11 protein-coding genes are annotated in these 10,581 nt (G+C 74.8%); 3 read left to right on the plus strand and 8 right to left on the minus strand.

Going from position 1 to position 10,581, the window contains the following annotated elements; translation table 11 throughout:
* Positions 1–23 precede the first annotated feature (23 nt).
* From ACF1BN_RS00575 to ACF1BN_RS00595, 5 genes are all read right to left on the minus strand, one after another.
* Entirely contained in the window at positions 24–782 is a 759-nt protein-coding gene (locus ACF1BN_RS00575; protein WP_392329386.1) for a DNA alkylation repair protein, read from the minus strand.
* 160 nt (positions 783–942) lie between these two features.
* Positions 943–1,773, minus strand: a complete 831-nt coding sequence (locus tag ACF1BN_RS00580) for a metallophosphoesterase (protein WP_392329387.1) — start codon at positions 1,771–1,773, stop codon at positions 943–945.
* Complete coding sequence (locus ACF1BN_RS00585) at positions 1,770–2,225, minus strand: BON domain-containing protein (protein ID WP_392329388.1); 456 nt, start codon at positions 2,223–2,225, stop codon at positions 1,770–1,772. Before ACF1BN_RS00585 ends, ACF1BN_RS00580 begins: the two co-directional genes overlap by 4 nt.
* Positions 2,226–2,370: 145 nt before the next feature.
* Positions 2,371–3,027 carry a nucleotidyltransferase family protein gene (locus tag ACF1BN_RS00590; RefSeq protein WP_392329389.1) on the minus strand — a complete coding sequence of 219 codons (657 nt, stop codon included), beginning with the start codon at positions 3,025–3,027 and terminating at the stop codon, positions 2,371–2,373.
* A gap of 574 nt (positions 3,028–3,601) precedes the next feature.
* Positions 3,602–4,294, minus strand: a complete 693-nt coding sequence (locus ACF1BN_RS00595) for an HAD family hydrolase (RefSeq protein WP_392329390.1) — start codon at positions 4,292–4,294, stop codon at positions 3,602–3,604.
* A 748-nt stretch (positions 4,295–5,042) separates the two neighbouring features.
* Between ACF1BN_RS00595 and ACF1BN_RS00600 the strand changes: the two genes are divergently transcribed.
* The 3 genes from ACF1BN_RS00600 to ACF1BN_RS00610 all read left to right on the plus strand — a co-directional run bounded on the left by ACF1BN_RS00600 (position 5,043) and on the right by ACF1BN_RS00610 (position 7,173).
* The gene (locus tag ACF1BN_RS00600; protein WP_392329391.1) at positions 5,043–5,633 is read left to right on the plus strand and encodes an SRPBCC family protein; all 591 of its coding nucleotides are present in this window, start codon (positions 5,043–5,045) and stop codon (positions 5,631–5,633) included.
* Positions 5,634–5,635: 2 nt separating this feature from the next.
* A complete protein-coding gene (locus ACF1BN_RS00605) occupies positions 5,636–6,157 on the plus strand; it encodes a hypothetical protein (protein WP_392329392.1) in 522 nt (173 codons plus the stop codon).
* Between the two features lie 203 nt (positions 6,158–6,360).
* Positions 6,361–7,173, plus strand: a complete 813-nt coding sequence (locus ACF1BN_RS00610) for a class I SAM-dependent methyltransferase (RefSeq protein ID WP_392329393.1) — start codon at positions 6,361–6,363, stop codon at positions 7,171–7,173.
* On the opposite strand, the gene ACF1BN_RS00615 is transcribed toward ACF1BN_RS00610, so the two are convergent.
* From ACF1BN_RS00615 to ACF1BN_RS00625, 3 genes are all read right to left on the minus strand, one after another.
* Positions 7,142–8,344, minus strand: coding sequence for an MFS transporter (locus tag ACF1BN_RS00615; RefSeq protein ID WP_392329394.1), 1,203 nt, complete (start codon positions 8,342–8,344; stop codon positions 7,142–7,144). The genes ACF1BN_RS00610 and ACF1BN_RS00615 overlap by 32 nt on opposite strands.
* A gap of 137 nt (positions 8,345–8,481) precedes the next feature.
* Positions 8,482–8,700, minus strand: a complete 219-nt coding sequence (locus tag ACF1BN_RS00620; RefSeq protein ID WP_376599380.1) for a hypothetical protein — start codon at positions 8,698–8,700, stop codon at positions 8,482–8,484.
* A gap of 290 nt (positions 8,701–8,990) precedes the next feature.
* Entirely contained in the window at positions 8,991–10,268 is a 1,278-nt protein-coding gene (locus ACF1BN_RS00625) for an MDR family MFS transporter (protein WP_392329395.1), read from the minus strand.
* Between the last annotated feature and the right edge of the window lie 313 nt (positions 10,269–10,581).

Genomic DNA, 10,581 nt, shown 5'->3' on the forward strand with positions numbered 1-10,581 from the left:
CTTCCCCCGGCGGGGCCGCGTGACTAGGGCTCGCGGCGCCGGACCATCTCGGTGATCCAGGCCGGGGCGTAGGGGGAGGTGCAGCCCGGCGAGGTCGGGTAGTCCTTGAGGACCTCCAGGCGCTCGCCGATGGCCAGGGCCCGGGCGCGGTGCGCGGGGTGCTCGATGCCGATCTGGGCGAGGCAGTGGTTCATGGCCCACTGGAGCCGGTCCGGAGCGTCCTTCATCTCCGCCTCGACGGTGTCGAGGAGGGCGTCGAGGTCGAGTCCCGCGGGGCGCTTCGCGACCCGCTCCGTGGTGAGGGCCCAGCCGGCACTCGCGACGACGGGGTCCGGGTCCGCGAGCCACGCGCCGCGCAGCTCCTCGGCATGCGGGCTCTTCTTGACCACGTAATTGACGAGCCAATCGTGGACCTTGGGGGCGCGGGCCTCGCGGAGCATGGCGTCGAGCTCGGCCCGCTCGAAGGCCTTGGGGCGGCAGACGAGGGTGGCGAGGAGCCGGGCGGCGGTGTCGCCGGTGGCCCAGAGCCGCCGCGCCGTCTCCTGCCGCGTCTTGAGCCGCTTGGCGATGGCACGGAGCTGGGAGAGGTTGACGCCGTGGTCGTCGCCGTGCCGTTCGTTGACCTCGCGCATCCGGGGGTTCTCCAGCGCGGCCAGCTCGGCCAGCACCTCGGCCAGCACCTCGTCCGCCGACGCGTCCACCGACTCGCCGGCCGTCCTGCCGACCGACTTGCCGGCCGATTTACGGGCCGACTTGCCCGCCGCCGCTGCCGTCCCGGTCATCCGGCCCTCCGCTCCTTGACGCGTACGGCTGTCAGCGTACGGCCTGAGATGTGCGGAGCGAGGTGTGCGGAGGGAGGTGCAAGGTCTGCGGGCTGCGGGCTGCGGGCTGCGGGCTGCGGGCTGCGGGCTGCGGGCTGCAACGGTCGGTCGTCCGGAGCCGTCAGGGACTGCCGTACCGTGCCGGGGTCGAGGCGGTGCCGGCGTCCGCGGCGGCCGTTGGGTCTCCGTCGAGGGGGAGGCGGTAGAGGGCGAAGGCGTGGTCGATGACGGGCTGGGCGACGTTCCTGACGCGGACCCCGCCCGCCGTCATGCCGTGCTCGGTGCCCAGGTGGGCGTGGCCGTGGACCGCGAGGTCGGCGCCCTGGGCGTCGATGGCCTCGGCCAGCAGGTAGCTGCCGAGGAAGGGGTAGATCTCCAGCGGCTCGCCCGCGAGGGTGTCGGGCACCGGGGAGAAGTGCGTGAGTGCGATCCGGACGGCGCAGCGGTGCTCGGCCAGCTCGGCGAGCGCGCGGGCCAGGAGATCGGCGCTCCTCCGGGTCGTGCGGACGAACGCCTTCATCTCCGGCTCCCCGAACTCACCCGCGCTGCGTCCGACGAAACCGCCGCAGAAGCCCTTCACCCCGGCGACGCCGACCCCGCGCCCGGCGACCGGCAGGACGGTGCTCTCGCCCTCCAGGACGCGCACCCCGGCGTCGCGGAGCACCCGGGCGACCTCGGCGGGCTGGTCGGCGTGGTGGTCGTGGTTGCCGAGGACGGCGACGACGGGGACGCCCAGGTCCGCGACCTCGGCGGCCACCACCTCGGCCTCCGCCGCGTACCCGTGACGGGTGAGGTCTCCGGCGAGCAGCAGCAAATCGGCGCAGTCGGGAAGGGTTTCGAAGGCGGGGCGGAGCAGGCCATGGCAGTCCTCGCCGAGGTGGATGTCGCCGACCGCGGCCACGCGGACGGCGGCGGTCTCCCGGCCGGTCCCTTCCGGTCCGAGCGGGGTCATGGCAGGTCCTCCCCGTGGTCCGGTGCGTCCCGGCCCGCGACGGCCATCTCCGCGCGGACCGCACGCCCGGTGAGGGTCGAGCGTGCCAGGTCGAGGATCTCGTCACGGCGGGCGGCGTTGGGCACGGTCCCGGTGAGCAGGATGACGCCGCCGCGTCGCTCCACCCGTACGCCGAGCTCGGCCTGCCCGCCTACGGCGAGCCGTTCCCGGAGCAGGGCGATGAGGTAGTCGTCCGTGTACGGCTCCGGGTCGGGCGCCCGGCCGCCCGGGCGGCGTTCCGGGCCGGACGCCGGGGCCGCCTGCGGGTCCGGGCGGCTTGGTGCCGAGGTCGCGTGCGGTCCCGAGCGGGTCGACGACGTCGTGGACGGCTCCGGTTCGGTCGACGGGGTCGTGTACGGCTCCGAGCCGGTCGACGGTGTCGTGTACGGCTCCGGTTCGGTCGGCGGGGTCATGTACGGCTCCGAGCCGGTCGACGGCGTCACCGGCTCGCGCGGCTCCGCGCCGGCCGTTCCCTCGTACGGTCGCGGGGGGCCGGGGGTCCGGGTGCCTGGAGGGCGCTCAGGGCCGGGTGCCGCGGGTTCGTGTCGCTCCGGACGGTCAGTCACGGCCTTCCGCCTCCTCCCCTCCGTTCGACGGAGTGTGCGGGAGGACCCCGAGGAGGCCGAGGAGGTAGAGGAACGCCACCGCCATGGGGTGGTCGCGGGTCTCCTCCCGGACCCGGTCCCAGTCGACGCGCTCGCGCAGGCCGCGGGCGACCGGCAGCAGCGCCCCGTAGTCGCAGTGGTGCTCGGAGAGCGCGGCGAGGCGGCCGGTCATCAGGTCCGTGGGGTCGATCACCGGCAGGTGGACGGAGTCGACGGGCAGGGTCCACGCCCGGTCGAGGAGCTCCGTGGTGACGGCCCGGCCGGCGAGGGCGAAGATCAGGTCGATCTGCTCGCCGCCGCTGCGGGCCTTGACCAGCCAGTCCTCCGGCGGGTCCACGATGCGGATCCCGCGCTCGCGCAGCAGCCCGACGACGGTCCCGGCGTCCTCCGCGCGGAGCGCGAAGTCGGTGTCGTGCTGGAGCCGGACCGGGATCCCGTACGCGTAGGCGGCGACGCTGCCCACGAGAGCGAAGGGGCAACCCGAAGCCTTCAGGACGGCGCCGACCTCCTTGGTGACCTCCAGGATGGCCTGGGTGTGGTCGGGCGGCAGGACGTCCGGTGCCCTGGCCCCTCCCCCGGCGTCGTCTCCGATGCGATCGGCGTGTGCCATGAGAATCATGTCTCCTCCTCGACGCGGGCCCGTGGGGCGGTACCGCCGGGGCGCCGGGCGTCCACGGCACGGGCGGCCGGCGGAGCGGCGTCGGCCAGTGGGGGCCGGACGCGGGGCCGGATGCGGAGCCGGGCGCGGCGACGGTGGCGGGTGGCGCGGAAAGGGCCCCGCGGGCTGCCGTGGCACCGGGGGAACGCGCCGACGGGCCGGTCGCCGCGGCGTACGGTCCCGTCGGCCGTCACCACCCCCACGGGCCCGCCGATCAGCGGCGGGCCCTCCGCGAGAGGGGCCACCCGGACGACGGGGACACGGGCTCGGGGCGCCCTGACCTGCGGCGGGGCGGGGTCCGTGGCGACCGTGGACGTGGAGGGCGGGGGTGGTCCGGAGGTGGGGGGTGTGGATTGCTCGTGCTCGGGTTTCACGGCGTACCTCCGGGGGCCGGGGGCGGAGGGGGCTCCGGTCCCGCGGGGCGGACGCCCAGGCACCTGCCCGCTCTCCGCCCCTCCATGCCCGGGGAGGTGCGGACCGGTCCGGGCACGGCCCTCCGCCTTCGGCTCGGGCGGCCGTGCGCGGCTCAGCGCGGCGGGCGGGCCAGGGGGCCGGTGTCGAGGTGGCGGAGGAGGGTGAGGGCGTCCTCGTGGACGGCGACGGCGCCGGCGTCCTCCAGCTCCCGACGGGTGGTGCCACCGGTGAGGAGCCCTACGCAGGGCACGCCCGCGCGTCCGGCGGCCTCGACGTCCCAGACGGTGTCGCCGACGAGGACGGCGTCCTCGGGGGCGGCGCCCACCTTGTCCAGGGCGGCCCGCACCAGATCGGGCGCGGGTTTGGTGGCGGTGACGTCCGCGCCGGAGGTCGCCGCGTCGATGACGTCGTCGGCGTCGAGCCGAGCGCGTGCGGCTGCCACCTCCTCCTCCGAAGCCGAGCTGGCGAGCACCACCCGCCAGCCCCGGGCGGCGGTGGCGCGCAGCAGTTCCGCGGCGCCGTCGAAGGGAGTGAGGCTGTCGAACCACGTGGCGTAGAGGGTGCCGTGGGCGTCCGTGATCGCGCCGTCCTGGGCCGCCCGGTGGTCGGCCCCGAGCACGGCGTCGAGGAGCTTGTCCGCGCCCATGCCGACGGCGCGGTGGATCCGGGCCATCGGCACGGTGTGGCCGTGCTGCCGCAGGGCCATCCACCAGGTGAGGGTGTGGAGGTGGTTGGTGTCGACGAGGGTGCCGTCGACGTCGAAGAGGGCGACGCCGCGGGCCCGGGCTGCGGGGTGCGGGGTCATGACGTCTCCCGTGGACGAAGGGGTGCCGCCGGTCCGGTGCCGTCGTCGGGGGCCGGCAGGGCGCGGCTGCCCCGGTTCGGCGCGGAGCATGCGGAGGTCGGGGCCGTGGACGGCACCGCTGACCGCGAGCTCTTCGGTCCGCGTGCCCGGCGCGACGGGGCCGCGCCGCTCGAACCGTGCGGCCCGGACCGTCGTGACCGGCCCGTACGGCTGCGCGCGGCGGACGACCCCCGGGTCGGCCGACCTCCGGCGTTCAGGGCGGTGAGTCCGTCGGAGACTCCGCCGAGCGGTGTCGGACGGGGAGCAGAACCCTGTGGGGCGCGAGGACGACGGGTGTGGCGCGCCGGACCCTGTCGAGGAGGAGCCGGTAGTCGAGCCCGATGTCCCAGGCCCAGGCGGGTCGTGAGCCCCGCGCCGGAGCCGGTGCCGGCGCCAGTGCTGGCGGCCGATGCTAGCGCCGGGCTGACGCCGGTACCGGTGCTGACGCCGGTACTGGTGCTGGGCTGGGTGCCGGTGCCCGGGTCGACGGTGCGGGGGCGGGGGCGGGGCTCTCCGGGAACAGGGACAGGGCGGCGTCGCCCGGGCCCGTACACCCCGGCGGTCCGAACGGACTCACGCGTCGCACCCGGCGCCGCTACCCGCTCGCCCCCGTCCCCCACGCGCGCGTGGCGGACGGGGGCGAGCGGTGGTTACGGCCTGCGCGCGCGGGTAGCCGCGCGCCGACAGGCACTCCGTCGCACAAAGGGAGATGACCGAGATGGTGCACGACACGATCGAGGTGGAGGCCCCGCTGCGTGAGGTCTACGACCAGTGGACGCAGTTCGAGGAGTTTCCGCGTTTCATGGACGGGGTCGAGGAGGTCCGGCAGCTCGACGACCGGCTCTGCCACTGGCGGACCAAGATCGCGGGCGCGACCCGTGAGTTCGACACCGAGATCGTCGACCAGCTTCCCGACGAGCGCATCGCCTGGCGGACGGTCGGTGGGGACGTGAAACAGAAGGGCGTCGTCACGTTCGAGCGTGTGGACGACATGCACACGCGCGTACAGCTCAGCATGGAGGTGGAGCCCTCCGGCATCACCGATCGGGCGGCGAAGGCGCTCGGCGTGCTGGAGAGCCGGATCGGGGGCGACCTGCGGCGCTTCAAGGACTACATCGAGGAGCGCGACCACGCCACCGGCGGCTGGCGGGGCCGGCTGCGCCCCGGCGACAGCGCGGGCGGATCCGTCCCCGTCGACCCGGCCACCCCGACCGACGACATCCCCCCGTACGGCATGGTGACGCCGCCCTCCGAGGACACGCCGCGGCGGGCCGGGCCGCCGTACGACGGCCCCATGTAGCCATGGACCCCGTGATCGCCGTCATGGACGAATCCCGCTCAGGCTCCGCATCCGGCCCCAGCCCAGGCTCCCGCCTCGCCCCCGGTTCCCACCCCGATTCCGATTCCGATCCCGGGCTCCGGCTCCTCGACGTCTCGCTCCACACGGAGGACCGCGGCCGGCTCCCGGTCGTCCTGGGCGGCGGAGCGGGGGAGGCCGTCCCCCTGGTCCTCGCGGAGGGCACGGTGGTGAGCGTCGGGCTGACCTTCCGGCTGGGGCACGCGGTGGACGCGCTGACCTTCGAACAGGTGCGTGCCCGGGACGGGCGGGTGCTGGACACCGTCCGGACGCTGCTCGGCGGCTTCCGCCGGGGCGGGCCGTACGAGGTCTGGCTGCCGCCGCAGCGGATGCCGGTCGGCAGGACGCACTGCGGCCTGTACCGGATCACCGGCCGTCTGACCGACGGCCGCGGGCGGGAGCTGGCCCGCGAGGACCACCACGTCCGTCTGGTCCACGTGACCGGAGTGCCCACGACCCCCTCCTGAACGGAGCACGGGTCGGAGCACGGGGCCCTCGGCCGAACGGCCGCCGCGGATGCGGACGGCGGGGCCCGGGTGGACGATCGGTGGGGCGAGAGGCCCCGCCGTCTCGGGGACCCGCCTCCCTCCCCCACCCGCCCGCGTGAAGGGGCCCTTTCACCCATGTGCCTGTACGACAGCGGTCCCGGCCGCCACCGACGGACGTCCTCATGAACCCCGGCGCGGGCGACGACGCCGGCGGGCGGTACGGCGAGGCCGTGTTCCGGCCGGAGCAGGCGGGCGAGGGCGAGCGGATCGACTTCGGCGCGCTCGCGTACGACGACGTCACCCTCGCCCGGCTGACCGCGCTCGGCGCCGGTCCCGGGTGGAGCTGCCTCGACGTGGGCGCGGGGACGGGCACGGTGGCCCGCCGGCTCCTGCGGGAGGCCGGGGTGGACCGGGTGCTCGCCGTCGACCGGGACGTGCGGTTCCTGGCCGAGCGGCCCGTGCCGGAGCTCGGCCTCCTGGAGGCCGACGTCACCGCCCCGGACTTCTCCCCGGGCCGGTTCCGGCTCGTCCACGCGCGCTTCGTGCTGATGCACCTCCCGGAGCGGGAGCGGCTGGTGGCACGGCTGGCGGAGCTTCTGGAGCCGGGCGGGGTGCTGGTGCTGAGCGACGCGGTGGACCTCACGAGCGAGGTGGCGCCCGCGACGCCGTACACGCGGGCGATGCGGGCGATGTGGCGGGGGCTGCGGGAGACCATCGGCACGGACGTGTCCTGGGTCCCGTCGTATCCGGCGCTGCTGCGCGCGGCCGGTCTGACCGGGGTGGCCGCCGAGATCCACGTGCCGCCGCTGGTGCCGGGCAGCCCGATCAGCCGGTTCTGGGCGGACACCTGGGAGCGGAGCCGGGCGGCGATGGTCGCCACCGGTCTCGTGGACGACGCGGCCCTCGATGACGCGGCGCGCCATCTGGCGTCGGAGGAGTGCGCGGCGCTGTCGGCCGGGATGCTCACGGTGTGGGGGCGTCGGCCCCCGTCCTGATCCTCCGCAGCAGGTAGACGGCGGCGGAGACGACCAGGACCAGCATGCAGGCGATGAAGACAAGCCCGGCGCCCTCCAGACCGAGCGGGTCGGCCAGCAGGCCGACCCCGATCACCGGGAGCGAGATGCCGGTGTACGCGACGACGAACAGCGACGAGATCACGGCGGCCCGCCGGTCCGGGGGCGAGGCCGCGGCGACGGCGGAGAGCGCGGCCCGGAAGGCGAGGCCCTGGCCGATGCCACCGACGAGGGCGGCGAGGATCACGAAGACGAGCTGGTCGGTGTAGAGGGCGCAGGCCAGCAGGACGAGGCCGCCGAAGAGGACGGCGCAGCCCAGGGGCAGCGAGCGGGTCGGGCCGAAGTGGCCGGCGGCGACCTGTCCGGCGGTGGAGGCGAAGAAGGCGAGGGCGACGACGAGGCCGCTGACGGCGTGGTTGTCGACGTCCAGGTAGCGGACGAGGAAGGCGGGGCTGACGGAGGTGAAGACGCCGAAGAGGGCGAAGCCCACGAAGGAGGCGACGGCCGCCGGCACGAAGACCGCCCGCACGCGCGCGGGGAGCGCGGGTTTCCGGGGGCGTACGGCGCTGAGGGGCTTGCGGTCGGCCACCGTCTCGGGCAGCCACTGGAGGACGAGGGCCGAGCCGGCGACGAGGATGAGGTGGACGGCGAAGGGCAGCAGCAGCGGATCGGGGGCGTACTCGGCGAGGAGGCCGGCCAGGAGGGGGCCGCAGCCGAGGCCGCCCATGTTGGCGGCGGTCGCGACGAGGGTGGCGCGGGCGGTGCCGCCGGGCGGGGCGAGCTCCATCACGTACGCGGTGGCGGCCCCGGTGAAGAGGCCCGCCGAGAGCCCGGACAGCAGCCGGCCCGCGTACAGCCAGCCCAGCGCGTCGGCGCAGAGGAAGCAGACGGCGCTCGCCGCCGCGAAGGCGAGTCCCCACCGCAGGGTGGGGCGCCTGCCGAGGGTGTCGGAGGCGTTGCCGGCGAGCAGCAGCACACCGATGACCCCGAACGCGTACACGGCGTACACCACCGTGACGGTGAGTTCGGAGAAGCCGAACTTCTCCTGGTAGAGGGGGTAGAGCGGGGTCGGGAGCGTGGTGCCGGCCATGCACACCACGAACACCGCTCCCGCGAGCAGACAGGGCAGCCACCCGCGTCGATCACCGGCCATACCGGCGACCGTAACCCGCCGGCCGCCCCGCTCCCCGGCAGCACGGCGGACCGGCCACACCGCTGGACGCACCCGGAGTACGGGCGTGAGTCCCCGGGTGGTGCCGGTCCGGTCGGGGGTGCGGTCTCAGACAGGCTCTAGAGGGCGAACCCGAGGAGGGCCACCTCCAGGGGGAGGGCGGGGCGCTCGGGGAGGGCGGGCGGCTCCTGGCCCCGGCCGGTGTGGGTGGGGCGCACGGGGCGCAGCGCGGCGATGCCGTCGGCTGCCCAGCCCGCGCCGTCGGCGGGGAGGGAGAGGGTCATCCTCCGGCCGTCGGGCAGGGTCGTCTCCAGCGTGTCCGGGTCGTTCGTCGGCATGGCACCTCGCTCGGTTCGCGCACGGTGGATCGGATGGCGGTTTCGGAGGGTACGACGGACGGGCCGGCGGAGGGGTTCCTTCCGTGCGGACGGGCCGGCGGCGGGGGTCCCTGCGCGCGGACGAGCAGACGGCGGGGGCCCTCCACGCGGACGGGCAGACGGGCAGACGGCCGGTGCTGCCCACCCCAGCCCGCCCCAGCTGCCCCAGCCCGCCCCAACCGAGCACGCCCTCCCCCGTCGGCCGGTTCAGCCCGCGTCGGGGGCCGGTTCAGCCCGTGTCGGGCGCCGGTTCAGCCCGCGTCGGGGGCCGGGGCCGACTTGGCGGGTTCCGGTTGCTGGTCCGGGTCCTTGGCGGCGACCCGGCGGGTGAGGCGGGTGCCGATGCCGAGCTGGGCGACGGCGGCGGCGAGGGCGACGGCGAGGCAGCCGATCCACAGCGGGCCGGCGCCCCAGGTGTGGATCACCCAGCCGCCGACGAGCGGCGCGACGACGGCGGAGCCGGTCCAGGCGACCTGGTAGAGGCCCTGGTAGCGGCCGCGCAGGTGGTCCGGGGAGATGCGGGCCACGAGCGCGAAGCTGGTGGGGGTGTTGCCGATCTCGCCCAGGGTCCAGACGACGATCGACGCGCCGTAGATCCAGGCCGAGTCGCCGAGGAGGAGGACGGAGTAGCCGATGCCGACCGTGGCCGAGGAGCCGGCGAGCACCCACGACTCGGGGAAGCGTTTGTAGAGCCGGGTGAGCGGCAGTTGGACGGCGACGATCACGATGCCGTTGAGCGCGGCCACCTGTCCGAAGGTGCTCGGCGAGAAGCCGTCCAGGCTCATCGCGATGGGCAGTCCGCTCTCGGACTGGAGCAGGATGGTGAGGACGAGGAACTGGGCGGCGACGAAGGCCACGAAGCTCCGGTCGCGCAGCACGGTGCCGAACCCCCCGGCCGCTTCCTCCGCCTCCGTCGCCTCGGTGGTCCGTGCCCGGCCGGGCACGCGGGTCGCGATCATCACCGCGCCGATCAGGGTGGTGGCGCCGTTGAGCCAGAAGAGGGCGGTGTAGCCGGTGAAGGAGACGAGGCCGACGGAGAGCATCGCGATGGAGTAACCCACGTTGATGGCCCAGAAGTTGAGCGAGTAGGCGCGGACCTGGTCCTTGCCGGGGATCACGTCGGCGATGAGCGCGTTGTGGGCGGGGCGGGTCGCGTTGTTCGTCACGCCGACGACGAAGGCGCCGACGATCAGGGCCCATGGGGAGCGGGCGTACGCGAGGGCGATCATGCTGGCGGCGGTGGCGCCCAGGGCGGCGACGAGGGTCGGTTTGTGGCCGAACCGGTCGCCGAGCGCGCCGCCGAACGGTCCGGCCACGAGCGAGCCGACGCCGATGCCGGCGACGACGGTGCCGGCGAAGGCGGCGCTGCGGTCCAGCTCCTCGGTGATGTAGAAGGCCAGCAGGGGCATCACGAACCCGCAGGCGCGGTTGATGAGCTGGGCGGTCCAGAGCCACCAGAAGCCGGACGGAAGCCCGCCGAAGGTCGCGGCGAAGGACGCGCGCGCCTTCGTCAGTGGCCGGATTCCCATGCGTTCCCCTTCGTCGTGGCACCGTCGGATGTGGCGGATGGTACGAGACCGGAGTTCCGGCCGTCCGAACATCGAATGAATACCGGTCGGAGCGGTTCCGCGAAAGGCGGGAACACGCCATGAAACAGGCGACGTTGATTCCCGGACATTGCTTCCCGGCCATCGCCTTCCGGACTCCGCGCGCTGAACACGACTGCGAGGAAAGCGAGTTCGGGCAGATGTGTGGACCGCCCCCGAATGTCGTTCACCGAGGCGTTGGGGAAGCTTTCGACCGAAGAGTGACGGTGTTCCTCACCCGAGGTCTACGGTGGAC

It is taken from the genome of Streptomyces sp. NPDC014861, from assembly GCF_043081625.1.
Lineage (GTDB): Bacteria > Actinomycetota > Actinomycetes > Streptomycetales > Streptomycetaceae > Streptomyces.

What these genes read in the sequence shown, in the direction of transcription:
- ACF1BN_RS00575 (WP_392329386.1), bottom strand. Translation starts at nt 782, where the DNA reads ATGACCGGGACGGCAGCGGCGGCGGGCAAGTCGGCCCGTAAATCGGCC.
- ACF1BN_RS00580 (WP_392329387.1), bottom strand. Translation starts at nt 1,773, where the DNA reads ATGACCCCGCTCGGACCGGAAGGGACCGGCCGGGAGACCGCCGCCGTC.
- ACF1BN_RS00585 (WP_392329388.1), bottom strand. Translation starts at nt 2,225, where the DNA reads ATGACCCCGCCGACCGAACCGGAGCCGTACACGACACCGTCGACCGGC.
- ACF1BN_RS00590 (WP_392329389.1), bottom strand. Translation starts at nt 3,027, where the DNA reads ATGGCACACGCCGATCGCATCGGAGACGACGCCGGGGGAGGGGCCAGG.
- ACF1BN_RS00595 (WP_392329390.1), bottom strand. Translation starts at nt 4,294, where the DNA reads ATGACCCCGCACCCCGCAGCCCGGGCCCGCGGCGTCGCCCTCTTCGAC.
- ACF1BN_RS00600 (WP_392329391.1), top strand. Translation starts at nt 5,043, where the DNA reads ATGACCGAGATGGTGCACGACACGATCGAGGTGGAGGCCCCGCTGCGT.
- ACF1BN_RS00605 (WP_392329392.1), top strand. Translation starts at nt 5,636, where the DNA reads ATGGACCCCGTGATCGCCGTCATGGACGAATCCCGCTCAGGCTCCGCA.
- ACF1BN_RS00610 (WP_392329393.1), top strand. Translation starts at nt 6,361, where the DNA reads ATGAACCCCGGCGCGGGCGACGACGCCGGCGGGCGGTACGGCGAGGCC.
- ACF1BN_RS00615 (WP_392329394.1), bottom strand. Translation starts at nt 8,344, where the DNA reads ATGGCCGGTGATCGACGCGGGTGGCTGCCCTGTCTGCTCGCGGGAGCG.
- ACF1BN_RS00620 (WP_376599380.1), bottom strand. Translation starts at nt 8,700, where the DNA reads ATGCCGACGAACGACCCGGACACGCTGGAGACGACCCTGCCCGACGGC.
- ACF1BN_RS00625 (WP_392329395.1), bottom strand. Translation starts at nt 10,268, where the DNA reads ATGGGAATCCGGCCACTGACGAAGGCGCGCGCGTCCTTCGCCGCGACC.